This is a genomic window from Acidimicrobium ferrooxidans DSM 10331 (genome assembly GCF_000023265.1).
Taxonomy (GTDB): Bacteria; Actinomycetota; Acidimicrobiia; order Acidimicrobiales; family Acidimicrobiaceae; genus Acidimicrobium; species Acidimicrobium ferrooxidans.
Genome location: NC_013124.1, coordinates 435,527 through 459,472, shown reverse-complemented (window position 1 = coordinate 459,472; position 23,946 = coordinate 435,527). Strand labels below are relative to the sequence as shown.

The following is a 23,946-nucleotide window of genomic DNA, read 5'->3' as shown; positions in this document are numbered from 1 at the left end:
CTCGTCACTCCCACTCGATGGTGCCTGGCGGCTTGGAGGTCACGTCATAGACGACGCGATTGACGCCCGGGACCTCGTTGACGATCCGCCGCGAGATGCGATCGAGCACCTCCCATGGCAGCCGTGCCCAATCTGCGGTCATGGCGTCCTCGGACTCGACCGCCCTCACGATGACCGGGGCGTCGTAGGTACGCGCGTCCCCCGAGACGCCGACCGACCGGAGCCCAGGGGCCAGGACCGCGAAGGCCTGCCATAGCGAGCGCGAGAGCCCAGCCTCGTCGAGCTCGTCTTGGACGATGCGATCCGCACGGCGAACCGTCTCGACCCGCTCTGCGGTCACCTCGCCGAGCACTCGAACCGCGATCCCCGGACCGGGGAATGGTTGGCGCCACACGAACGACTCGGGGATACCGAGCTCGACGCCGATGCGACGGACCTCGTCCTTGAACAGGCGTCGCAGTGGCTCGACGATCGTGAACGCGACGTCGTCCGGGAGGCCGCCGACGTTGTGGTGCGACTTGATGGTCGCCGAGCCATCGCTACCGGACTCGACGATGTCCGGATAGAGCGTGCCCTGGACGAGGTGGGTCGCGTTGGTCTTCGAGGCCGCCGTTTCTTCGAAGATGCGGATGAAGAGTTCGCCGATGATCTTGCGCTTGGCCTCGGGGTCGGTCACGCCCGCCAAGGCGTCGAAGAAGCGATCGGCCGCGTCCACCACGATCAGCTCGATGTCGAACTGGGAACGGAACAGATGTTCGACCTGCTCCGCCTCGCCCGAGCGCAGGAGGCCCGTGTCGACGAAGACGCAGGTGAGCCGGTCGCCGATCGCCTCGGCGGTGAGCGCCGCGGCCACGGTCGAATCCACCCCACCCGAGAGCGCACAGATCGCCCGACCATCGCCGACCGTGCTCCGGACCTCTGCGATCGCCTGCTCGATGATCGAAAAACTCGTCCAGCGCGGCTCGAGCCCCACCACGTCGAACAGGAACCGTCCGAGGAGCTCCATGCCACCTGGGGTGTGCGAGACCTCGGGATGCCACTGCACACCGAAGCGCCGCCTCGCGGGATCCTCGAAGGCCGCGACCGGTGCCCCGGCCGAGCTCGCGACCACCCGCGCGCCCTCGGGCGGGGCAACGATCGCGTCGGCGTGACTCATCCACACCGTCTCAGGCGCCTCGCCACGGAGCGGCGGGAGCAGGTGCGCACGCTCGTCGGTGCGCTCGATCACCGTTCTGCCGTACTCACCCGAACCTCCGTGCTCGACGACGCCGCCAAGCTGCTGGGCCATCAGCTGAGCGCCGTAGCAGATCCCGAGGATGGGCACGTTCGCCTCGAGCACCTCGGGCGCGAGCCCCGGCGCACCGGGGGCGTATACGGACGCCGGACCACCCGAGAGGATCACCGCCGCCGGCCGCCGCGAGCGGACGAACGCCAGTGCGTCCCGAGCCGGGACGACCTCCGAGTACACGTGGAGTTCGCGCACCCGCCGTGCGATCAGCTGCGCGTACTGCGCGCCGAAGTCGACGACAAGGACGACCTGCTCGTCGGCGTGGCGCACTAGCGCCCCTGGCCGACGTGCTGCTCGCGCTGGAGGGACTTACCCTCGGTCTGGAGCGCTGGCGCGACCATCACCTCGGCCTTCTGGAACTCCTTGATGGACTCGTAGCCGCAGGTGGCCATGGAGGTACGCAGGGCCCCGAAGAGATTCAGGCGACCATCGTTCTCCCGGGCCGGTCCGACCAGGATCTCCTGGAGCGAACCGCGCTGCTCGGTACGCACCCGGGTGCCTCGAGGGAGCGTCGGGTGGAAGGTCGCCATGCCCCAGTGGAACCCGCGACCCGGTGCCTCGTAGGCCGCTGCGAGCGGAGAGCCGATCATCACCGCATCCGCGCCGACCGCGATGGCCTTGGCGATGTCACCGCCCTTGGACATCCCACCGTCCGCGATCACGTGCACGTAGACGCCCGTCTCGTCCAGGTGGCGCATCCTCGCCGCCGCGGCATCGGCGATCGCCGTCGCCTGCGGCACCCCGAGCCCAAGGACCGCACGCGTGGTGCACGCATGCCCGGGACCCACCCCGACCAACACCCCGACCGCACCCGTCCGCATGAGGTGCAAGGTCGCCTGGTAGGACGCGGTGCCTCCCACGATGACCGGGATCTCGAGCTCTCGGATGAAACGCTTGAGGTTCAGCGGCTCCTGGGTCTTCGACACGTGCTCGGCCGAGACCACCGTCCCCTGGATGACGAGGATGTCGAGTTCGCCCTTCAAGATCGCACCGATGAACTCCTCGGTGCGTTGCGGCGTCACCGACGCCGCCGCGACGACCCCCGCAGCCTTGATCTCGCGGATGCGCTCGGTGATGAGCGACGGCTTGATCGGCTCGGCGTAGATCTCCTGCATCCGCGCGGTCGCCTTGTCGGAGGGGAGCTGAGCGATCTCGGCATAGACCGCATCCGGATCCTCGTAGCGCGTCCAGAGCCCCTCGAGGTTGAGCACCGCGAGACCGCCGAGGCGGCCGATCTCGATCGCGGTGGCGGGCGAGACGACGCCATCCATCGCCGAGGCCATCATGGGGAGCTCGAAGCGGAACGCGTCGATCTCCCAGGAGATGTCGACGTCCTCAGGGTCGCGGGTTCGCCTCGAAGGCACGATCGCGATGTCGTCGAACCCATAGGCCCGTCGGCCCGACTTCCCGAGTCCGATCTCGATCTCCGCCACGGTAACCACCCTCCTCGCTGGGACGTCGTGCGATTGCGTCTCTCACGCTTTCCCCCAGGGGCGCTCGTAGACTGCGACTCGCAGTCTACGCGGTGGGAGGCGTCGACAGGGTGATGCGACCAACGGTGGCGGCGCGCCTGGCGCCTTGCGTCGGAGCGGTCGTGCTCGCCGCGTGCGGCACCACGAGCCCGTCGTCGAGTTCGACGACGGCGACGCAGCGGCTCGCGAGCGTCCTCGGCGCGACCCACCTCACGGTGCTCGCCGATCCGGGTGCGCTCCCGGCCCTCGAGAGTGCCGTGCGCGCCGTGCGCCGCGACGACCCGGCCCTGTCGGTGAGCATCCAGACGGTGCCGCTCGCCCAGATCGCTAGCTCCCTCGTCACCACGCACGACGAGATGGTCGTCGCGAGCCTCGCCCCGGCGGCGAGCATCGTGGCCCAGAGTGGGCTCGCGCCCTGGCCGTACGCTCCCGAAGAGCTCACCGTTTCGGTCAACCTCGGGGCGACGACCGGACTCGTGCTGAGCGAGGCCGCGCTCGCCGACCTCGTGACCGGACGCATCAGCGTCTGGGACGACGCCACGATCGCGCACCTCAACCCGTCCCTCTCGCTCCCGCCGGTACCGGTGACCATCGCCCCGATCGAGGCAGGGAGCACGGTCGCGATCTGGCTCCAGCAAACGCTGGGCGTCACCGCGAGCCAGATCCGAGCGCGGGTCTCGACCACCTGCGCCGGTACGGTCGGATGCCTCGCGTTCCTCGAGAACTCGACCTCGCCGGAGGCCGCGAGCATTCTGGATGCGACCCAGACGGCGCGCACGCCGACCGAGTCCGCCTACCCCTTGAGCTCGGCCGCCACCGCCTTCATCGCGCCGGCCCCGTCGGCGCCCAGGCTCGAGCTCGCAGCGACGGCGCTCGCGCGCGCCCTGGTGCTCGACGGCCCCGAACCGCCTGCCCAGCGCGCCCAGGAGCTGACCCGCCTCGACGCGCGCATCGCGAGCCTCGAGGCATCGATCCCATGACCGGCGACCATGCGCGACGAGCGCGGCGCGCGGCGCTCGTGGGGATCGGAGGCGCCGTGGGTGCGCTCACGCGGGTCTGGCTCGAGCAGGTCCTCGACACCACCCCGTCGTTTCCACTCGGGATCCTCGCCGCAAACGTCCTCGGCGCCTTCGTGATCGGCGGGGTCCTCGCGCTCGCGGAGCGCCTCGCGCCGACCTCTGGACGGCGTCTTCGGCTGCTCGTGGCGACGGGCCTGTGCGGCGGTTTGACCACGCTGTCGTCGCTCGCGCTCGCCATCGCCCAGACCGCCGATCGCGGTGCGTGGGGGTCCGCCGTGCTCTATGGTGCACTCACGATCGCAGCTGGCCTCCTCGCGGTCGTCGCAGGCCGCGCAGCGACGACCGCGCTGCTCGACGCCCGCTCACAGCGCCGTCGAGCCCCTGGGATAGAGGGAGGTTGTCTATGACGTCCGACGAGGCGCGCTGTGTCATCGTGTTCGTGAACGAGGGCGATCGGATCGGCCACGAGGCCGTCGTCGACCACGTCATGCGCCGAGCCCTCGATCTCGGCCTCGCGGGTGCAACCGCCTTTCGGGCCGTCGAGAGCTTCGGCGAGCACCTGCGGCTCCGACGCTCCACGCTGCTGTCCCTCGACGACGACGAAGGCATCGCGATCGTCATCGCCGACCAGGCCGATCGCATCGAGGCACTGCTTGAGCGGCTCGACGGCGACGGCGTGCGGGCGCTCGCGATCGAGTTCCCGAGCACGTTGCGGCGCCTTGGGATCGCCCATCGCTCGTGACCTGGGTTCTCGTCGCCATCGCCGGCGCCGCGGGCGCGATCGTCCGCTGGGCCGTCGACCGAGTACTGATGGGTCGGGTGCTGCCCCAAGCGACCTTCCCATGGGGAACGCTCACGATCAACCTGTCGGGCTCACTCGCACTCGGTCTCGTCACCGGTCTCGCGCTCGGCGGCCTCCTCCCAGCCAACCTCGCGACGGTGATCGACGGGGGATTCATCGGCGCCTACACGACCTTCTCGACGCTCGCGGTCGAGTCGCTGGCCCTGGCCAGACGCCGCCAGCTCACGCGTTCACTCGCCAACATGCTCGGCACGGTGGTCGCGGGCTCCCTACTCGCCTGGATCGGCCTCTGGGTGGCTGAGCACCCTCACTAGCCCCCGCAAGAGCGGCGTGGGATGCGACGTAGGCTCGAGGCTCGTGAGCGACGAGAGCTTCTTTCGCAGGATCGACGACGACCTCATCGAACCGACCAACCACGCCGTCGGACCGTGGGACCCGAACGCCACCCACGGCGGACCCCCGGCTGCCCTCGCGGTCCACGAACTGCGGCGCATCGTTCCAGAGGCCAGCTGGCGGCTCTCCTCACTCGACGTGGATCTGATCGGCCCCGTACCGATCGCCCCACTGCGCATCGAACGCGAACTCACTCGCGACGGACGACGCGTCCGCCTCGCACGCATGCGTGCGCGCGTCGGCGACCGCGTGGCGTTCGAAGCACGAGGCTGGTTCTTCGCCACCGAGCGGGGCCGAGCGCCAACGCACGTACCAACACCCAAGCTGCCGGCTCCCGAGGCCGGCCATCGCGATCCGATCATGGACAGTTTCCCGTACGGTGCCGCGATCGACTGGCGCTTCGTCGACGGCTCCTTCGCCCAACCAGGTCCCGCGACCGTCTGGGCCACGCCGCGCATCCACCTCGTCGCAGGCGAGCCGATGACACCGCTCGAGGCCGCCGCGCTCATTGCTGACGTTGCGAACGGGATCTCGACCCACCTCGCCTTCGACGAGTGGCTCTTCATCCCGCCGAGCCTCCACATCGACTTCGTTCGCGAGCCCGCGACGACGCGCGTCGCCGTTTCGGCACGGAGCTTCATCGACGCCGATGGTGTTGGCCTCACGCGCGCGACGTTGCTCGATGACGACGGTGTGATCGGCGCGGTGCTCCAGGCGCTCTACGTCGCGCCGAGACACTGAGCCAGCGCCGCGACGACGCGAGCGCTCGCTCCCCACAGGAGGTCATCACCGAGGTCGAAGAGCCAGACTCGGAGCCAACCCGCTCGGTCGTCGTACCACAGTTCGCTCGCAGCTCGCTCCGGCCCGAACAGTGTCGCCAGTGGGACCCACGCCGCCATCTCCACTTCATCGGGTTGGAGCGTGAGCATCGTCTCACGCGGCACCGCCGCGACCAGAGCCTCGAACGCGTAAGCACTCGAGCGGGTGTAGCCAACCCCGACCGACCCCAGCACGCGAGCAGCACTCGCCTCGAGGCCCACCTCCTCCTCGGCCTCTCTGCGTGCAGTCTCGACGAGCGTCTCTCCCGCGCGTGCCCGTCCTCCCGGGAACGCGATCTCACCAGCGTGGTGACGCAACGAACGCGCACGCCGCGTCACGAGAACCTCCGGGCCGGAGGGGCCGTCGAAGGCGATCGGAATCAAGACCGCTGCACTGACGCCGCCGCGGCTCGCCGGGGCCGGCGCAAGGGCTCGTCGTACGCTCGCCTCGTCGAGGCTTCCGAAGTCCACCGCACGAGACGGCCACACAAGGCGAAGTCGGCGCTCCGGCTCATCGATGCGCTGGCGAAACCGGTGCAGATCCCACAGCCCGCCCGACGCCACCTCACCCATGACCCCCAGGCTACGTGAGCCGACCCGACCTTCGTCGGCCGGTGTGCGCACGGAACCTCGACGACGAACGCCCGAGCTGATCACGGCGATCCGTCCGGCCACGAGCTGCCTCGACCGGGTCCGAAGCGATCGACGACCCACCGACCATCGAGGTCGTCGCCGGGCGCTCGGTGCCCGTCGAGCAATCTGGAACAACGAGCGCCACCATCAGAGCGCGACGACACCGCCGTTCGCGCGCCCGAGGATCTCGCCAACCGAGCCACCAGCCCGGGGGCACGAACCCGCCGCGGTCACTGCGGCGGGCTACGAGCCCTGCGACGTCCCGACCGCAGCGCCAGCTACCTCGACCCCATGCCCGATGACCCGAAAACGCAAGGTAACGACGAGCGGCCCGTGATCGGTCTGGAGCGACACTCGCGAGGAGCCAGCCGACGCCGTGACACCATCGACGACCTCGGTGAGGTCGTCGAGGCTCGCGAAGCCTCCGTCCCAGCTGAGCAATGGTGCGACCACGCTTGCTGGCTCGTGGGTCACCGATTCGACGAGCACGAGGTCGTGAGCTTCGAGCGCATGCAACAACGCAATGGTCCACGTCACTTCCGCTCCAGCGAAGTTGTAGGGTCGCTGTGAACTCGTCCATGCTGCAGCAGGCGAGCCAACGGTGGCGAGCACCCCCATCGGTAGGTCGTTGGCCGCGAGCGAGAGGTTCTCGTGCGCGAGCGTCGGCGCAAGCCCGAGCGGCTGGTAGCTGTCCGACGACGGCGTGACCGGCGTGACCGCGATCTTCGTCGTCGCCACCAAGGTGGCACCAACGAGGTAGCGCTCGGGCGTCAAGTAGAGCGCATTGAGCGGCCAGCACGCTTCGAGCACCAGAGTCGGTGCGGCGGTGTTGGCCACGGGCGCACCGACGTGCACGACGCGATGCCAGGCCACACGATAGACCTGCTGCCCGTACGGTGTATCGACCTCAATGAGAGATCCCGAGCCGAGACCACCGAGGCCCGAGAACCAGCTGACGTTGTGCGCCGCGAGCACCGACGTGCCTGGTTTCCCAGGGAGCGCGCTCGTCGTGAGATGACCCACCGCCACAGCGAGCACCGACTGGCCGGTGCCCTGCTCCACCGGCGCGACGAGCCCGATCGAGGGGATACGCACGATCGCGAGCAGCGATCGCGGCCACGCCGCGACCGTCCGGGCCTTCTGCGCTTGCTGGATGAGTCCGCCACCCACAAGGGAGGAGCGCACGTAGAAGGCGACGATCGAGCCGATGAGGCCGAGACCAGCGAGCATCGCCACGACCCCTACGATCGCGATTCCCCGACCTCGCTGTCGGCTGTGCGCTCCCCGGCCCTTCCCCCTCATGTGTCCACCCTACGGCAGTGCCGGCTGACCAACGAGACCTGGGAAGGACAACACGGTCGATGCCTGAGAGGCGGGGCCGATCCAGGCATCGGCGACCGCCACCTGCGAACCCGGCCCGACGCTCACACGGAGCTCGACGGCGTCCGAGCGCGTCGGGGGGAGGAAGCGTGTGACGAACGGCCACACGCCGTCGCTGAACGCAGCCGGGGGGATGAACCGGTGGGGCACGACGAAGGGGATCGCGAGCGTCTCGGCCCCGGTCGTGGTGCCCAGCTCCTCACGGGCGAGCAACTGACCCGACGCGTCATCCCACACCTGCACGCTCACGGATCCCTCGGCCTCGAGGCGCACGAGAGCCTCTCCAGCAGCACCCGGGGCGAGCTCTGCGGTCACACCGTGGAGCGCGAGCGGACCAGGCGAGAGCGCGACCGCTCCGCCCGGGAGCAGCTGGGTCGAGCCCTTGGTAAAGGTGGGAGCGAGCTCTCGGCCTGTCATCGGCGCCGCATCGGACAGGACGAGGCTCCCTCGACCCGGGCCTGGATCATACTCCACGACGTAGACATCACCAGGCAGCACGCGGAGGGACGCACTGGGCAACGCCGCGACCCGAGCCAGCTCAGCCATCAGCGTTCCGGGGCTGCAGGTGTCGACGCCAACCCCCGGAGCCACGACGATGTCGAGCGGGACTCCGAAGGTCGGGATCGAGATCGGCCCCGTCCGACACCGATAGCTCCACACGAGCGGATGGTCCTGGGCAACGAGCCCCACCATCGAGATCGGAGCAACCACTTCATGGCCCGGCGGGATCGAGGTCGCGAGCGCCTCGAGCGTGCTCCCGGTGCGTACGTCGGCAGGCGCGATCGCGCGGATGGATGCCACGAGATGGGGGACGAACACCACGAACCAGCCAAACGCCCACGCCACGGCGAACCCGCCGATGGCGAGGGCACGGCGCGGCCGACGACGAGCGACACGAAGGAGCGTCACCGCTGCGCCGAGGAGCAGGACGTCGGTGAGCGGCACGAGTTGGAAGACGCCCGCGTACCCGAGGGGCGCAATGCCGAGCCAGACGACCGGCCCGATGACGGCCATTGCCGCGATCCCCATGGCGGAGGCCACGCCGAGGATCCCCGCCCCACCGAGGAGGGCCCACATGTCTGGGAGGCGGCGCCCGAGGCGGCCGAGCGCGAAGCCCGGATGCTTGAGGACGCCAACGACGACGTCATAGGTCGGCGCCTGGAGGGGTGTCAGCGGGCTATAGAGACCCCCGGTTAGCGACAAAATGTGGAACCCGAGCAGAGAGGGCACGGTGAGCACGGCAACCGCCGTCGCCAGCACGGCCAAGCCGCCGCGCCACCGACGCTCGAGGAGAAGCACCACTGCGACGACGGCGAGCACGTACGACGCAGTATCGCCCATGAGTGCGAGCGTCGCGACGAGCACAATGGACCACGCCCGCCGTCGGCGCTCCAGCACGATCAGCGCCGCAACGAGAACGAGACCTTGGAGCGCCTTGCCGTGGTAGTCGAACGTCGTCGACCAGTACTGCCAGACATCGAGTGCCGCGAGTGCAGCTGGCACCAGCGTGACGAGCGCGCGCGTCCGAGCCGAGAATCCGAGCTCACGTCCACGCAGGTTGGCATACGACGCGACGAGCGGGCCGATTGCAGCGATCGGGAGTGCCTGGAGTCCAATGAGCAGCGTCCAAACCACCGGCAGGTGCACGAGCCCGATCACGAGCGCGAGGGGCCAGTCGAGGAAGACCTCGTGGTTGTCGATGAAGGGCTTGACGTACTGGAAAAGCCACACGGTCGGGTCGAGGTGGCCAGCGGCGATCTGAGAGAACCCGCCGCCTTCGATCGCGTAGTCGATCGAGAGCGCCCCGGCGCGGACGAGGCGATCCGCGAGGACGATCACCACGACCAATTGGGCGAGTCCGAATCCCCAGGCCACCCAAAGCGCCGGACCCCCGTCACGCCACCAGCCGAGCAGCCGAGTCGCGCATCCCATCACCCGCGCGATGGATCGCCCGCGCCCCTGCACACGAGCGTCATCTGGCGCCCCGACCCCGGTCGCCATCTCAGCTCCTCTCGAACCGGATCGGGACGATCTGCGAGTAGCCATAGGGGTAGTACCCGCTCGTCGAGACCAGGTTTGCCTCAAAGCTCACCGGATCGGGCTCTGCAGCTCGGTCGACGATGACGAACGTCGCGACCCCATTCGGACCAGTGAGCTCTTCGACCGGAGTTGCGCCCGGAGCGGCACCGTTGATCGAAGCGCTCGAGTAGAGCAGGCCACGCTGCGCATAGATGATCTGACCGAGGAAGATCGGCACACCCGCCTCGCGCACTGGCTGATCGAAGCGATCGAGCAGCTCCGCGTGGAGCACCACCTGCTGACCCAGCGCGACGGGGATGTTCACCGCGTCCGGTACCAGCGCCACGTGAAGGAGCCCGGGCTCGTACAGTGCGCTCGGGGCGATGGCATGGCCCGCGAGTGCCACCATCTGGAACCCACCGGCCACCGAGGGTTGGGCCGGGAAGTTCGGCGCACCCACCGTCACGTCGACACTCGCGTGCGGCGCCACCACCCGAGGGCCTGCCTCGAGCTGCCATGGGAGCGAGTACGAGCCCGCAAGGTAGGAGACGTAGGCGGGCGCGAGCGTCGCATCCGAGCGGTTCGTGACGCGCAGCGTGACGCGCGCGACGGTCGCGAGCTGGCCAGAGGTGTGGACACCGGTGATCTCGATGGAGAGCGGCGATGCGCTTCGCACCCAGGCCAAAGCGCACACGACCGTGACCCCACCCGTCACGAGTGCCCAGCGATACCACACACGTGGCAGGGGCGCGGCTCCGCGCGGCCAACGTGCAAGCGCCACGAGCGCGGGCGGCACGAGGTTGACGTAGTAGGAGCCGAACGACCGCGTCGCGAAGAAGAGCGCGACCACCGGCACGAGCCAGGCACACCACGCACAACGCGGCCATCCCAGCCACACGAGTGCCGTGCCGCCCGCGAGAAGCACCACGGATGCAAGCGAGAGCCAGACGAAGCCCCCGGCCCCGATACCAAAGGCTGTCGAGAGCGCGACGAGCCCTTGGCCCGCAGGTACGACCGACGCATCGAGCGGGGTGAGCACCCCACGGAGCCAGGCACCAGGATCCTGGAGGATGAACGGCACGTTCGGCACGAGAAAGGCGAGAGTCGCCAAGCCGACGAACCACGCGAGGCGACCCAGCGCCCACGACGTCGACCGACTGCTGCGCGCCCACCGCACGACCACCACCGCGAGTGCCGGCGCCACGAGCCACGGCGTCTGCTTGACCGCCATCGCCAGACCGAGCGCGACGGGTGCGAGCCAGCCCCACGAATCGCCGCGGACGAAGCGTCCCAGCAACGCTGCACTCGCGACAAGGAACGGCAGGAAGAGAGCGTCCGTGACTCCGCCGACGGCATACGCGACGCCCGCAGAAAGGCTGAGCAATGCGAGCACCAACGGTCGCCAGCTCCGAGGCACCGCAGCGAACGTGACGACGATCGTCACCGCCCACGCAAGGGCGTCGACGATCGTGCCGGCTTGGGCGTGGATGCCGGCGACCAGGAGCGGCACGTAAGCGAGGAATGCAAGTGCGGGGTACGAGAGGGCCGTCACCGGCTGTCCGCTGAAGCGCAGGGTAAACGCATTCGGCGAGACCTGGTAGCGCGCAAATGCCGCCGCCATCGAGACTCGGTAGGGATCGACCCCCTGGAGTACGAGGTGGGCGGCGTACTGGTCGAACGCGAGCTCGTCCGTCGCGTAGGCGGGCGCGATCAGGACTTGCTGTGTCGCCCATGCCAGAAACGCCGCAACCACGAGCGCGAGCACAGCCCAGTGCAGGCGAGGGCGCGTCGCGATGGCTGGCGAGCCGGCAATGATGGCGACCCCCGCCCCGATCATGACCACATCGGCGAGCGAGAACCCAGCCGACTCGGCGACCCCAACCCCGAAACGAAGGCCCCACAGGATCAGCACCGCTCCCGCCAACAACCAGGCCATCGTCGAGGTGCCCGTCGCAGCCTCCACTCGGACACCGTGTCGTGGCGACGTCGGATCGTCGGCCGTCGCCTGGAGCGGAGAGGTCCTCACGACGTGGGCAACTCCTGAACGTTCGCGGACGCCGGCCCCACCGCGAGCACCAGGACATCGGCACCGGTCAGGGTGGGGGCGATCGCGATGCCGCCAGCCGGCGCGCCGATGGCTCGCACGTCCCCCTCCGTCGAGAGATTCACCACCGCGACGTTGCGCACCCCGCCGACGCCCTTCAACACGAACAGGGCAGTCCCGTCGGGAGACGGCGTGACGGCGACGCCCGAGTGACCTACGGGGAAGGTACCGATCCGTTGGCCTGTCGCCGTCGAGTACACGTCCAGTGCACCAGTACTCTCCAAACCGTAGAGCTCCTGCTGGGTCGGCGACGATGCGATCGCCACGGTGTCAGCATTGACGGGCAGGGTCGTCGCTGCGCTCCTCGTCGCGGTGTCGAGGACGGCAACCGCCCGTGTCGATCCGGTGCCCTCCAACACGTAGATCGTGGACCCGTCCGTTCCGAGGGCGAGGCCCCGCACCGGAGCAGCGACGGGGATCGAGGCGAGTTGTTGGCCACTGCTGCTCTCGAGATCGACGGCGCCCACAGACCCCGTACCAAGCCCGACCGCGATGACGCCGTTTGGCAACTGGGTGATCGCGGTTGCCTGATTCGACACCGAGAAACTGGCCACCTCGCGCCGAGTGCTGAGCTGGTAGGTGAAGACGCCCTTCGATGACGGCGTCCCTGCCAGGACGGAGAACTCGCCATTCGCCTGCAGTGGCCCCAGCGAGAGCGCTCCCGCGCTCACCGGCACGATCGCGACCGGGATCGACCCGCGATGTGCCGTCGACGAACCACTCGCTGGGGCAGAGGACGACGACGCGGTGGACCCACAGGCCGCGAGGACGCCCGCGAGGACAACCAGACCTGCCGCGGGGCGCAGGAACCCCCGAGGGGTTCTCACACCACTCATGCGTGCCGACGTCGCTCCGAAGCGACGATCAGGGCCGCACCGCCGACGACGAGGACGCCACCAGCGATGCCGACCGGCAAGAAGTCCTTACCGGTCACCGGAGACGTGGCCGCCGGCACCGAAGCAGAGGTGGGCGTCGCGACTGCGAAGCCAGGGTCACTCGACACCTGGACCACCGCCTTGCCCGAGACCACTTCAGCAGAACTATCGACGAAGGGCGAACCACTCGTCGGGAACTCGATGACCTTGGAAGCACTCGTGATGCCGCTCGAGGTAATCGTCACGGTCAGCGGCTGCGCAAAGGTACCGGTCAGCGGCTGGCCAGTCGCAGCGTCGACCACCTCGACCCCGACACCGGTCGCCAAGGTGGATCCGCCGAGGCCGAGCGCAGACAGCGTCGAGGTGAGATCCGACAGTGTGGGCTCGGTCACGACGAGATTGACCGTCGTGTTGCCGAAGGCACCTGCGGGAACGACCACTGACACATTGGCGCCATCAGCCGTCGCCGTCACCGTCTGCGTGGACGACGACGGCGCGACGACCTGCGACAGCACAGTCGTTTGGAAACCCGCCGCTGGCGTCGGTGCACTCGGGGACGACTGAGGTGCCCCAGATTTCGTAGACACCCAGGTTACTTCACGCGAGCCTCCTCCGCGACGAGGTGCTCGAAGACGACTGGGGCAAGGTAGCCGATCTTCGAGCAGCTGCGCTGGTGGTTGTAGAACTGGATGTAGCTCTGTATGCCGCGGCGCAGCTCGGCGAGGTCGCCAAAGGCGTGGCGGTAGAAGAACTCGTGTTTGAAGATCGACCAGAAGGACTCCGCGCTCGCGTGGTCGTAGCAGGTGCCGGTTCGCCCCATGGAGCGCGTGATCCCGTGTCGGGCACAGAAGGCCACAACTCGATGGTCGCTGAACTGACTCCCTCGGTCGGTGTGCCAGATGACCCCCTGCGCGTGGGACCCACGCACCGCGACGGCCTGGCCGAGGGCCTCGAGCACGAGCGTGGTCTCCATGCGCTCCGCGACGCTCCATCCGAGCACCCGCCGCGAGTGCTCGTCGCGCACCACACACAGGTATGCCATCGCGCCGGCGAGAGCGAGGTAGGTGATGTCCGAGGTCCAGAGGGCGTGCAGGCGCCCCGGGTCGAACTTCCTGGCAACGAGGTCTGGTGGGTAGATCGCCTTCGGATCGGCGTGGGTGGTCGCTGGGCGGAACCTCCTGGGGCTGATACCGGCGATGCCGCGCCTGGCCATCGCTGCTGCCACCGTGTTGTGGCTCGTCACCACGCCAGCGGCGAGGAGTGCCGCCGTGATCCGTCGTGCGCCGTAGGTGCCAGAGGATGCCTGGTGGACCGCGACCACTCGGTTCTCGAGGTCGCGTCTTGCACATGCCCGACGCGACGGTGCTACCTGGGTGCGTCGCCATCGGTAGTAGCCAGCCCGGGAGACCTCGAGTAAGCGTGCCATCCGTTTGATCTCGAAGCGAGCGTACTCCGCCTCCATCAGCGCGAATCTCTCTTGCTTGGTGGCTTCGCGGCGAAGTACGCGGCTGCTTTTCCCAGGAACTCGTTGTCCTTGCGCAGCTCCTCGAGCTCCCTGCGCAGCCTGATGAGCTCGGTGCGCTCCTGCGCCGTGAGGGGCGGGCTGCCAGTGGCGTTTGCTGCTTCGATCCGCCTGCGCTCCTCCCGCACCCATCGATAGAGGTTGTGCTCCCCGATCGCGAGCTCACGGGCCACCTCTGGGACGCTCCGGCCGCTGTCGATGACCCGGTGGGCCGCCTCGGTCCGGTACTCCAGGGTGAACTTCCTTCTCGACGTCCCCATCGACCTCCCCTTCCCTCTGCCATGGTACGTGTGACTTACGACGTGTCAACGGAATCTGGGGCGGCTCAGACGGCGTCGAGCTGCCGCTCGCCAGCGCAACGCCGCCGCCGAGGGCCGCCATCGCACCCGACACAAGGACGATGAGTCCGACTCGCACCGCGCCCGCCCGAGCCGATCCCAGCTGCACGCTCCTGCCCATGTCAACGCTCCTCACAGACCTCACTCCTTCTCGCCTCGTCGTCGCCACCGCCGGCGGACGACATGTCGACGCTCCTCACAGACCTCACTCCTTCTCGTCGGCTCTCGACGACAGCCAACGGAGACCAGCTCCATGCGTCTGCATCCTCGAACCGCCCGCGCAACCTCACAGCTACCCCCTGAGCAGCATCTCCGCACCCGCCACCAGCCCGATCGACGGGCCCAGCCACGAATGCCCGGAAGCTGCGACCTACCCGAACGCCACCTGACCATACCGCAGTAACCAGCGACCATTTGCTCGCGCAGTGTGTTTGCAACGTTACAATCCGTGCGATCTGGATCGTGGTAGCCATATCGGCTCGAGTCGGGCGAGGATTGAGTCCCCTCGGTCAACCCTTGGAGACGGCGAGCCTCCCGACCGCATCACGCTTTGATGATCTTCTGCTGTCACTGCCCTCGAGGCAGAGGCGCTCGCGCAAGCACCCGTGCGAGCTTGCACGGGTCATCGCACCGCACCGCGGGCACACCCCTGCCCTCGGCGGGAATGGTCCAGAAGGCTTCCAAAGGGCTAAGGTCCTCACAGGAACGACCCTCACGAGGAGGACGCGATGTCCGATCTGTTGGTCATTGGCTACCCCGACGAGGACACGGCCACCCAAGCCGCTCAGACGATCGAGGAGCTCACCGATGAGCTCCTCATCCAACCGGACGCCGTGGCGGTGATCGTGCGCGAGAGCGACGGTCGGTTCCGCGTCCAGACGAATCACCACGTCGTCGGCGCCGCGACCACCTGGGGCATGCTGTGGGGGCTCCTGTTCGGCTTCCTGTTCTTCGTCCCGGTGCTCGGCGTCGCGTTCGGCGCGGCTCTCGGCGGGCTCACCGGTCTGATCGACCGCTCACTCGTCAATCGAGAGTTCGCCGAACGGGTACGCGACCTCGTCCAACCGGGCACCTCCGCGCTCTTCCTGATGGTCGAGCACGTACCGAGCGACAAGGTGATCGCCGCACTCAGCCGCTACGGCGGCACCGTCTTGCGCTCGAGCCTGGACTCGAAGGCAGAGGCCGAGCTCCAAGAAGCCCTCACCGGCAAGCGCTCCTGACCGGCATGCCCGACCGGCACCTTGCAGCTGCCGTCTTCGTCACCTCGCCCGGCGACCTGGGGTCATGGTCGGCACATGCTCCAGAGGGCACAACCACCTCGGGAGCGTCGTCGTGCTGGTACTCCCGGGATCGTTCGGCCACGATCGGCTGACCGAGATCGACTGGTTCCCATCGTGGCGGCGCCCGTGCGCGCCCCAACGGCTTGGTCTCCGCCCTCGAGACCATCGCACGCTGCCACGAACGCAGCGAGGGGAGGATCCTTGCGGACCCTCCCCTCGTGCGACGAGCGTGGCTCGCCTTACATCATGCCGCCCATGCCGCCGGCTGCGCCAGCGCCGGCCGCCGCCTGACCCGGCTCCTCGGGCTTGTCGGCCACGAGTGCCTCGGTCGTGAGCAGCAGGGCCGCGATGGACGCTGCGTTCTGCAGCGCAGAGCGCGTCACCTTCGCCGGGTCGATCACGCCGGCCTTCACGAGGTCCTCGTACACACCGGTACGAGCGTTCAGGCCAACGTTGCCCGACTCGTGCTCGACCGTCTGGACCACCACCGGGCCTTCCATGCCCGCGTTGTAGGCGATCCACTTGAGCGGCTCCTCGAGCGAACGAGCCACGATGGTCGCGCCCGTCGCCTCGTCACCCTCGAGCTTGGCGACCACGTCGTTCACGCGCGCCCGAGCGCGAATGAGCGCCGTGCCACCGCCGGCAACGATCCCCTCCTCGATGGCTGCACGAGTCGCGGAGAGCGCATCCTCGATGCGGTGCTTCTTCTCCTTGAGCTCGACCTCGGTCGCGGCGCCGACCTTGACGACCGCGACACCACCGGCGAGCTTGGCGAGGCGCTCCTGGAGCTTCTCACGGTCCCAGTCGGAGTCGGTCTCCTCGATCTCACGACGGATCTGGGCGATCCGACCATCGACGTCCGCCTTCTGACCGGCGCCGCCGATGATCTTCGTCTCGTCCTTCGTCACCTCGATGCGCCGAGCCTGGCCCAGCAGATCCAGCGTGACGTTCTCGAGCTTGAGGCCGACCTCTTCCGAGATGACCTGGCCACCCGTGAGGATCGCCATGTCCTGCAGCATCGCCTTGCGGCGCTCGCCGAAGCCGGGGGCCTTGACCGCCACCGAGGTGAAGGTGCCGCGGATCTTGTTCACGACCAACGTCGCGAGCGCCTCACCCTCGACGTCCTCTGCGACGATGAGCAACGACCGACCGGCCTGCATGACCTTCTCGAGCACGGGCAGCAGCTCGTGGATCGAGGAGATCTTCGTCGCGTAGAAGAGGATGTACGGGTTCTCGAGCACCGCCTCTTGGCGATCCTGGTTGGTCACGAAGTACGGCGACAGGTAGCCCTTGTCGAACTGCATGCCCTCGGTGAACTCGAGCTCGAGCCCGAAGGTGTTCGACTCCTCGACGGTGACCGTGCCGTCCTTGCCGACCTTGTCGATGGCCTCGGCGAGGACCTCGCCGACCGCCTGATCGGCTGCCGAGATGGCAGCGACCTGGGCGAAGTCACTGCGGCCCTCGACCGGCTTGGCCTGCTCGGCGATGGACTCGACGGCGGCCGCGACCGCCTGCTCGATGCCGCGCTTGAGGGCCATCGGGTTCGCACCAGCCGCGACGTTGCGAAGCCCCTCGCGGATCATCGCCTGCGCGAGGACGGTCGCGGTCGTGGTGCCGTCACCAGCCACGTCGTTGGTCTTGGTGGCGACCTCCTTGACGAGCTGGGCACCCATGTTCTCGAAGGGGTCCTCGAGCTCGATCTCGCGAGCGATGGAGACGCCGTCGTTGGTGATCGTGGGCGCGCCGAAGCTCTTGGCGAGCACGACGTTGCGGCCCTTCGGGCCGAGCGTCACCTTGACGGTGTCGGCGAGCTTGTTGACGCCCGCCTCGAGCGCACGACGAGCGGACTCGTCGAACTCCAAGATCTTCGGCATCGCTACTTCACCACCTTGGCGAGGACGTCACGGCTCGAGAGGATGAGGAGATCCTCACCGTCGACCGTGATCTCGGTGCCGCCGTACTTGGAGTAGACCACCGTGTCACCCACGGCGATGTCGAGCGGGATCAGCTCGCCGCTCTGCTCGGCCCGCTTGCCGGGGCCGACCGCGAGCACGGTGCCCTGCTGCGGCTTCTCCTTGGCGGTGTCGGGGATCACGAGGCCGGACGCGGTCCGCTCCTCAGACTCGGCCGGACGAACGACGATCCGGTCCTCCATTGGCTGCAGGTTCATGCTCATGCCTCCTTGATCGGTGAGTGGACTGGCATGTGGGTCAGCGACCATTAGCACTCTAGCATGCCGAGTGCTAATGGTCGTCACCTCCGACGAGGCTTCGTGTCGGCTCGATGTCGAGACCATCGACCGCGTGCTCGCCGGCGACGAGGCGTGCCGCACCCGCAGCGGCGATCATGGCCGCGTTGTCGGCACAGAGGCTCCTGGCCGGGATGTGCGCGCCGACACCCCTTGCTCGCGCGAGCTCGGCTACCCGCTCGCGCAGCGGCCCGTTCGCCGCGACCCCGCCGCCGATCACGACGGTCTCGACCCGCTCGCTCTCGAGCGCACGCTCGAGCTTGGCCACGAGCACGTCCACGACGGCCTCCTGGAACGAGGCCGCCACGTCGGCGACCTCGGCCGCCCGAGCCCCTTCGAGATAGCGAGCGACCTCCGTCTTGATCCCCGAGAACGACAGATCGAACCCCTGGTTGCGAAGCGCCCGGGCAAAGCGAATCGCGTCGGGACGCCCATCGCGCGCCGCGGCCTCGATGGCAGGGCCTCCCGGAAAGCCGAGCCCCAGGATGCGCGCGACCTTGTCGAAGGCCTCGCCCGCGGCGTCGTCGCGAGTGCGGCCGAGGAGGCGATAGCGAAACGGCGCCTCGATGACGACGAGCTCGGAGTGTCCGCCCGAGACGAGCAGACTCAGCGCCGGCAGGGCGACGGGCCCTTCGATGGTGGCTGCGTAGAGATGGCCCTCCATGTGATCGACACCGATGAGCGGTCGATCGAGCCCCACCGCAAGGCCGAGCGCGGCGCCCACGCCGACGACCAGGGATCCCGGCAACCCCGGACCCTTGGTCACCGCGATGGCCTCCACCTCGTGCGCGTCGATGCCGGACTCGGCGAGCGCCTCCTCGACGACCTCGACCATGGCGGCGTCGTGAGCCCGGGCCGCGACCTCGGGCACCACCCCGCCGAACGGAGCGTGCAGCGCGGCCTGGGAGCGCACCACGTTGGCCGCGACCCGACCACCGGCCACGACCGCCACCGCGGTGTCGTCACAGCTGGTCTCGATCGCGAGCACGACGCCCGCGTCGACGAGCTCGAGCCGGTCCAGGCTGCGTGCACTCGTCATCGAGCACCCCCCTCGAGGTCGAGGCGGACCGCGGCCAACCGCTCCTTGGATGCCGGTGCGGCGAGATCGCGCAGCCACATCACGATGGCGTCTTCGTCATTGTCGGGGTAGTAGGCCCGTCTGAGCCCCACCGGAGCGAAACCGAGACGCCGATAGAGCGCCTGGGCACGCGCGTTCGAGACGCGCACCTCGAGCGTGCAGTCACGCACCCCGAGCGCATCGAGGCCATCGAGCGCGTCGAGCAGCAACCGCGTCGCGATGAGCCGACCCCACGCCTCTCGCGCCACCGCGACGTTGAGGACGTGTGCCTCGTCGACGACGATGAGCGCGCCGACGTACCCACGCACGACGCCGCCCTCGTCGGCGACGCGCCAGAGGCGTCCCTCGGCACCGAGCTCGTCCACGAAGGACCGTCGGCTCCAGGGCACGCGCGACACGGACTCCTCGATCGCGAGCACCGCGTCGAGGTCCTCGGGCCGCATCGGCCGCACCGTCATCATGGCCGACCCCCGCCCTCTGCGAAGCGTCGCGGCAAGCGAACCCCCGCGTCCACCGAGTAGCGCACCGCGAGCGAATGGGGATCTGCCGACTCGCCCGCTCGCCACCGCCGCACCAGGGCGGCGAGGAGACCATTGCCGGTCGGCTCGACGACGCCGGTCGATCGCCCCTCCCCGATCAGTCCGCGAGCAAGACCCGGCCCCGCGACCGGCTCGCCACGCGGGATCCGCAGCTCCTCGACACCGACGATCGCTTCCGATACGACTTGACCACGCTCGGTCGCCACCAGGCTCACGCGCCCACGACCCACGGGCGCGACCACCCAGAGCACCGGCTCGTCGGGCACACTGGCCGCGACGGCCTCACCGGTGTGCAACGGGACGAGTGTGGCACCGGTCGCGCTCGCGTAGGTCCGCACGAACGCGGCGCCTGCGCGCAGCCCGAGCACCGAACCAGGCCCGGTCACCACGCCCACCACCTCCGGGGTCGCCTGGCCGAGCACGTCGCGCACGCGGGCGCCGAGGTCGGCGAGCGGGTGCGTGGAGACACCACGCACCGCCTGCGTCACTCCAGCGACCCGAGCTGCGATGATGCTCGGCCTCGTCGCGAGATCGAGCGCGAGCAGCGTCACCTCGTCGGCGCTCACCGGTGCCTCCGAATCCGCGCGCGCCGGCCCGTCTGGCCATCGTCGAGCTCGACGACGTCCAGCTCGACGATGGCCCATGCGTCGGCCGCGAGCCGCCGGTCACGATCGATCCACTCGACGACCGCACGCGCGCCGTCGTCGAGGTCGTCGTCGACGCCCTCGCCCCAGAGCCAGGTCGCATCCTCGCTGCGGTAGAGGTCGATGTGGTACACGATGCCCGAATCGGCCGTGCTGTAGCGCCGCAAGCCGAGGAACGTCGGCGAGACCACCGCCTCTCGCACGCCGAGCGCTCGCAGCGCACCACGGGCAAGGGTGGTCTTGCCGGCTCCGAGCGGGCCCGAGAGACCGAGGATCGCACCGGGCGGCATCTCGACACCGAGGCGCTCCCCCAACCGCTCGGTCGCCTCGGCGTCGACGAGCATCTCCTCGCGACGAGGGGCTGGCCCTGGCACGCTCATCGACGTCGCTCCGCGAGTGCCACGCTGGCGCGGGCGAGATCGCTGCGCAGTGCGGCGACGATGGCCGCACCGCCGCGCAGCGCCGCCGATGGGTGATAGGTGACGACGAGCGCTCGTCCTTCCCACTCGAGCACCTGGCCACGGAGCGCGCCGACGCGGGCGCCGGGTCCGAGGAACCACGCCGCTGCGCTCTGGCCCAGCGCGACGATCACGACCGGATCGACCAGGTGGATCTGGCGCGCAAGGAAGCCCCTGCACGCCTCGACCTCGTCCGGCCTCGGCGTGCGATTGCCCGGGGGGCGACACTTGACGGTGTTGGCGATGTAGAGGCCGCTCCGATCGAGGCCGGTCTCATCAGCCAACAGGGCATCGAGCAGCTGCCCCGAGCGCCCGACGAAGGGGCGCCCGAGTTCGTCCTCGCGCGCCCCCGGACCCTCGCCGACGACGAGCAGTGGTGCGGGCGCGGCGCCCTCGCCGGGCACCGCCTGATGACGACCCGCGGACAAGCGACAGGCGTGGCACGCGCGAACCTCGGCCTCGAGCGCCTCGAGCTCAGGCAGTCCCATGCTCCACCACCCTCGGAATCCGCGGCCCGAGCCGCGCGAGCACCTCATAGGGGATCGTGCCGAGCACGTCCGCCCACTCCCAGGCATCCACCTCGTCCCCGATGAGCGAGACCTCATCGCCGAGGGCGAGCAGCCCCCGTGGCGCTGCCACCATGGTCTGGTCCATGGTCACCGTGCCTGCGATCGGCAGTCGGACACCCTTGGCCCAGAAGGCGAGGCCCGCGTCGAAGGCGGCGCGAGGCACGCCATCGGCGTACCCAATGGGCAGCGTCGCCACCTCGGCGGGCACGTCGAGTGGCCTTCGATGCCCGTAGGACACCGCCTCACCGGCGCCAAGGGCCTCCAAGCGAACGACGTGGCTCACGAGCCGCAGCACCGGACGCAGTCCCGCCACATCGTCGCGTCGAGGTCCATAGCCGTACAGGCCGATCCCGACGCGCACCCGCTCGAAGCGCCCCTCGGGCAGTGCGAGCAGTCCCCCGGTCGCGAGCAGGTGTCGCTCAGGCGCCCCGATACGAGCCGCGACCTCGCGGAACCTCGAGAGCTGTTCGAGCGTCGTCGGATGCGTGGGCGCTTCGTCCGCACGAACCAGGTGCGAGGCGACCCCGACGACGCGCACGCCGTGGCGACGAGCACTGGCGGCGAGCGTGGCCGCCTGGGCCGGGTGCACACCGCTTCGATGCATGCCCGTGTCGACGTCGATGTGGACCGAGGCTTCGCGGCCGAGCGCCGAGGCCGCCCCCGCCAACGCCTCCACGAAGCGCTCGTGCTCGACGAAGGGCTCGAGCGAACTCGCAGCACACGCCGACACGGCCGACTCGGGAGGCTCGGACAAGACGAGCACGCGCCCCGTGACCCCCGCGGCACGCAGCGCGAGGCCCTCCTCGACGGTGGCGACGCAGAAGGCGTCGACGAGATCGCCGAGGGCGCGAGCGACCGTGCTCGCGCCGTGCCCGTACGCATCGGCCTTGACGACGGCGCTGAGCGCAGCCGGAGCTGCACGCTCGGCGAGCAGACGCGCATTCGCACGCAGCCGCTCGAGATCGATCCGCGCCTCCGTCGGTCGATGGCCGATCACGGGCGCGCCTCCACGGAGGCCCCCGGATGGGCGGGGATCGGCACCATCTGGGCGACGAGCCTGCCGATCGCATCCGCGAGCGCCGTCGGTGCGGCCAGGCGCATGGCAAGCTGCGCGCCCGCGGTGCCATGGAGCCACGCACCCGCCCACGCCGCACGCAGGGGATCGAGCCCCTGAGCAAGGAGACCGCCGATCACGCCTGCGAGGACGTCGCCGGTGCCCGCGCTCGCGAGCCGTGCCGTCCCGGCAGCGACCACCATGGTCTCGCCGCTGGGAGCGGCGACGACGGTCGGGTTGCCCTTGGCGACGACGACGACGCCGAACTCGGCCGCCGCGCCCTTCGCGCGCTCGATACGGGTACCACCAAGGTGCGGGGCCACCCGGGCGAGCTCCCCGTCGTGCGGCGTGATGACGCCGGGTGCGCGGCGCTGGGCCAGCACCGATGCCAGACGACCCTCGCCCGCGAGCGACGTGAGGCCATCGGCGTCGAGCACGAAGGGCACCCCGAGACCGGAAACGACGCGACGCACGAGGTTCGCGCTCGCCAAGGTGTCACCGAGCCCAGGTCCGATCACCGCCGCGCCGAAGCGCTCAGCCTCGGCGACCGCGAGATCCACGTGGCCGGTCACCAGACGTCTCGCGACGACCTCGGGCGCGATCTCGAGCGCCACGGACTCCATGGGCTCACTCCTGGTGAGCACGTGCACGATGCCGGCACCGACGGCTCGCGCCCCGCGCGCGACGAAGGCCGGGGCGCCGCGCATGCCCGGTGAGCCACCGAGCACGAAGAGGCCACTGCGCCACTTGTGCGCATCGCGTCCGGGCCTCGGCAGCACCTGGCCGACGTCGTCGCGCTCGACGAGCCAGGCATCCACGTCCTCGGGCACGAGGTCGTCGAGGACGCGGACGATGGCACCGGCGTGCTCCGGCCCCTCCCCCACGAGGAGGCCGGGCTTCAGCGCCCCGACGGTGATCGTGCGGTGGGCGACGACGGCCACGCCTCCGAGGTCCGCCCCCGTCACCTCGCCCGTGTCGGCATCGATACCCGACGGAATGTCGATGGCGACCACCTCGGGGACGCCCTCGAGGCCGAGCGGCGAGAGCGGCCGCGCCGGACCGGTCCCGAGTGCGGCGTCGACGACGAGGTCGCAGGTGCCAATGGCGCTGGTCGCCGCGCCCGCCACCACGTCGCGAAGGGACTCCACCCGCACACTCGCTCCCCAGCCCGCGAGCGCTCGCGCGGTGGCGACGCCGTCGCGACCGTTGTTACCGGGACCGGCGATCACGACGACGCGGGTACCGTAGAGCCCTCCCCTGGATCGACGCAGCTCACGCGCGACGGCGCGGCCGACCCGTTCGATCGTCGCGTCCACGAGGCCCTCGCGGGCCAGTCGCTCGTCGAGGGCTCGGACGCCAGCACGTCGGACGATCGGTTGCACGCACACCTCCCCAGTGGCGGCCCAGTGATCG

Annotated in this window: 25 protein-coding genes; 6 read left to right on the top strand and 19 right to left on the bottom strand. The window is 69.5% G+C overall.

Going from position 1 to position 23,946, the window contains the following annotated elements; all coding sequences use genetic code 11:
• Nucleotides 1-4: 4 nt before the first annotated feature.
• Nucleotides 5-1,558 carry a glutamine-hydrolyzing GMP synthase gene (guaA, locus tag AFER_RS02365; RefSeq protein ID WP_015797927.1) on the bottom strand — a complete coding sequence of 518 codons (1,554 nt, stop codon included), beginning with the start codon at nucleotides 1,556-1,558 and terminating at the stop codon, nucleotides 5-7.
• Nucleotides 1,558-2,721, bottom strand: coding sequence for a GuaB3 family IMP dehydrogenase-related protein (locus AFER_RS02360; RefSeq protein WP_015797926.1), 1,164 nt, complete (start codon nucleotides 2,719-2,721; stop codon nucleotides 1,558-1,560). The genes guaA and AFER_RS02360 overlap by 1 nt, the downstream gene beginning before the upstream one ends.
• Before the next feature lie 110 nt (nucleotides 2,722-2,831).
• On the opposite strand from AFER_RS02360, the gene AFER_RS12225 reads away from it, so the two are divergent.
• The 5 genes from AFER_RS12225 to AFER_RS02335 are packed head-to-tail and all read left to right on the top strand — an operon-like array spanning nucleotide 2,832 to nucleotide 5,715.
• Complete coding sequence (locus tag AFER_RS12225; RefSeq protein ID WP_015797925.1) at nucleotides 2,832-3,740, top strand: type 2 periplasmic-binding domain-containing protein; 909 nt, start codon at nucleotides 2,832-2,834, stop codon at nucleotides 3,738-3,740.
• Complete coding sequence (locus AFER_RS12220; RefSeq protein ID WP_015797924.1) at nucleotides 3,737-4,186, top strand: fluoride efflux transporter FluC; 450 nt, start codon at nucleotides 3,737-3,739, stop codon at nucleotides 4,184-4,186. The genes AFER_RS12225 and AFER_RS12220 overlap by 4 nt, the downstream gene beginning before the upstream one ends.
• Nucleotides 4,183-4,521, top strand: coding sequence for a putative PII-like signaling protein (locus AFER_RS02345; protein ID WP_015797923.1), 339 nt, complete (start codon nucleotides 4,183-4,185; stop codon nucleotides 4,519-4,521). The genes AFER_RS12220 and AFER_RS02345 overlap by 4 nt, the downstream gene beginning before the upstream one ends.
• On the top strand, nucleotides 4,518-4,895 hold the full coding sequence (crcB, locus tag AFER_RS02340; RefSeq protein ID WP_015797922.1) for a fluoride efflux transporter CrcB: 378 nt from the start codon (nucleotides 4,518-4,520) through the stop codon (nucleotides 4,893-4,895). Before AFER_RS02345 ends, crcB begins: the two co-directional genes overlap by 4 nt.
• Nucleotides 4,896-4,938: 43 nt before the next feature.
• Nucleotides 4,939-5,715 carry a thioesterase family protein gene (locus tag AFER_RS02335; protein WP_015797921.1) on the top strand — a complete coding sequence of 259 codons (777 nt, stop codon included), beginning with the start codon at nucleotides 4,939-4,941 and terminating at the stop codon, nucleotides 5,713-5,715.
• On the opposite strand, the gene AFER_RS10760 is transcribed toward AFER_RS02335, so the two are convergent.
• The 8 genes from AFER_RS10760 to AFER_RS02295 form a co-directional block, all read right to left on the bottom strand.
• Nucleotides 5,694-6,365: an NUDIX hydrolase gene (locus tag AFER_RS10760; RefSeq protein WP_143711912.1), complete on the bottom strand. Its 672-nt coding sequence runs from the start codon at nucleotides 6,363-6,365 to the stop codon at nucleotides 5,694-5,696. The two genes, AFER_RS02335 and AFER_RS10760, sit on opposite strands and share 22 nt — an antisense overlap.
• A gap of 303 nt (nucleotides 6,366-6,668) precedes the next feature.
• Nucleotides 6,669-7,655: a class D sortase gene (locus AFER_RS10755; RefSeq protein ID WP_171788932.1), complete on the bottom strand. Its 987-nt coding sequence runs from the start codon at nucleotides 7,653-7,655 to the stop codon at nucleotides 6,669-6,671.
• An 81-nt stretch (nucleotides 7,656-7,736) separates the two neighbouring features.
• Nucleotides 7,737-9,806: a hypothetical protein gene (locus AFER_RS02320; RefSeq protein WP_015797918.1), complete on the bottom strand. Its 2,070-nt coding sequence runs from the start codon at nucleotides 9,804-9,806 to the stop codon at nucleotides 7,737-7,739.
• Between the two features lies 1 nt (nucleotide 9,807).
• Nucleotides 9,808-11,850: an integral membrane protein gene (locus AFER_RS02315; protein ID WP_015797917.1), complete on the bottom strand. Its 2,043-nt coding sequence runs from the start codon at nucleotides 11,848-11,850 to the stop codon at nucleotides 9,808-9,810.
• Complete coding sequence (locus AFER_RS02310; protein WP_015797916.1) at nucleotides 11,847-12,764, bottom strand: YncE family protein; 918 nt, start codon at nucleotides 12,762-12,764, stop codon at nucleotides 11,847-11,849. Before AFER_RS02310 ends, AFER_RS02315 begins: the two co-directional genes overlap by 4 nt.
• Entirely contained in the window at nucleotides 12,761-13,390 is a 630-nt protein-coding gene (locus AFER_RS02305) for a hypothetical protein (protein ID WP_143711911.1), read from the bottom strand. The genes AFER_RS02310 and AFER_RS02305 overlap by 4 nt, the downstream gene beginning before the upstream one ends.
• Nucleotides 13,391-13,395: 5 nt before the next feature.
• Nucleotides 13,396-14,265 (bottom strand): IS3 family transposase, encoded by an 870-nt coding sequence (locus tag AFER_RS02300; RefSeq protein ID WP_012784158.1) that lies wholly within the window; start codon nucleotides 14,263-14,265, stop codon nucleotides 13,396-13,398.
• Nucleotides 14,265-14,585 (bottom strand): transposase, encoded by a 321-nt coding sequence (locus AFER_RS02295; RefSeq protein WP_012784157.1) that lies wholly within the window; start codon nucleotides 14,583-14,585, stop codon nucleotides 14,265-14,267. Before AFER_RS02295 ends, AFER_RS02300 begins: the two co-directional genes overlap by 1 nt.
• Before the next feature lie 806 nt (nucleotides 14,586-15,391).
• On the opposite strand from AFER_RS02295, the gene AFER_RS02290 reads away from it, so the two are divergent.
• Nucleotides 15,392-15,883: a DUF1269 domain-containing protein gene (locus tag AFER_RS02290; RefSeq protein ID WP_015797914.1), complete on the top strand. Its 492-nt coding sequence runs from the start codon at nucleotides 15,392-15,394 to the stop codon at nucleotides 15,881-15,883.
• Nucleotides 15,884-16,182: 299 nt separating this feature from the next.
• Here AFER_RS02290 and groL read toward each other — a convergent pair whose 3' ends face one another.
• From groL to AFER_RS02245, 9 genes are all read right to left on the bottom strand, one after another.
• Nucleotides 16,183-17,817 (bottom strand): chaperonin GroEL, encoded by a 1,635-nt coding sequence (gene groL / locus AFER_RS02285; protein ID WP_015797913.1) that lies wholly within the window; start codon nucleotides 17,815-17,817, stop codon nucleotides 16,183-16,185.
• Nucleotides 17,818-17,819: 2 nt separating this feature from the next.
• Nucleotides 17,820-18,119 carry a co-chaperone GroES gene (gene groES, locus AFER_RS02280; RefSeq protein WP_041661627.1) on the bottom strand — a complete coding sequence of 100 codons (300 nt, stop codon included), beginning with the start codon at nucleotides 18,117-18,119 and terminating at the stop codon, nucleotides 17,820-17,822.
• 67 nt (nucleotides 18,120-18,186) lie between these two features.
• The gene (tsaD, locus tag AFER_RS02275; protein ID WP_015797911.1) at nucleotides 18,187-19,230 is read right to left on the bottom strand and encodes a tRNA (adenosine(37)-N6)-threonylcarbamoyltransferase complex transferase subunit TsaD; all 1,044 of its coding nucleotides are present in this window, start codon (nucleotides 19,228-19,230) and stop codon (nucleotides 18,187-18,189) included.
• Nucleotides 19,227-19,730: a ribosomal protein S18-alanine N-acetyltransferase gene (gene rimI / locus AFER_RS02270; RefSeq protein WP_015797910.1), complete on the bottom strand. Its 504-nt coding sequence runs from the start codon at nucleotides 19,728-19,730 to the stop codon at nucleotides 19,227-19,229. The genes tsaD and rimI overlap by 4 nt, the downstream gene beginning before the upstream one ends.
• Complete coding sequence (locus AFER_RS02265; protein ID WP_015797909.1) at nucleotides 19,727-20,374, bottom strand: peptidase M22; 648 nt, start codon at nucleotides 20,372-20,374, stop codon at nucleotides 19,727-19,729. Before AFER_RS02265 ends, rimI begins: the two co-directional genes overlap by 4 nt.
• Nucleotides 20,371-20,832: a tRNA (adenosine(37)-N6)-threonylcarbamoyltransferase complex ATPase subunit type 1 TsaE gene (gene tsaE, locus AFER_RS02260; protein ID WP_015797908.1), complete on the bottom strand. Its 462-nt coding sequence runs from the start codon at nucleotides 20,830-20,832 to the stop codon at nucleotides 20,371-20,373. The genes AFER_RS02265 and tsaE overlap by 4 nt, the downstream gene beginning before the upstream one ends.
• Nucleotides 20,829-21,398, bottom strand: coding sequence for a uracil-DNA glycosylase (locus AFER_RS02255; protein ID WP_015797907.1), 570 nt, complete (start codon nucleotides 21,396-21,398; stop codon nucleotides 20,829-20,831). Before AFER_RS02255 ends, tsaE begins: the two co-directional genes overlap by 4 nt.
• On the bottom strand, nucleotides 21,385-22,476 hold the full coding sequence (alr, locus tag AFER_RS02250) for an alanine racemase (protein WP_015797906.1): 1,092 nt from the start codon (nucleotides 22,474-22,476) through the stop codon (nucleotides 21,385-21,387). The genes AFER_RS02255 and alr overlap by 14 nt, the downstream gene beginning before the upstream one ends.
• Complete coding sequence (locus AFER_RS02245; protein ID WP_015797905.1) at nucleotides 22,473-23,915, bottom strand: NAD(P)H-hydrate dehydratase; 1,443 nt, start codon at nucleotides 23,913-23,915, stop codon at nucleotides 22,473-22,475. Before AFER_RS02245 ends, alr begins: the two co-directional genes overlap by 4 nt.
• Nucleotides 23,916-23,946 lie beyond the last annotated feature (31 nt).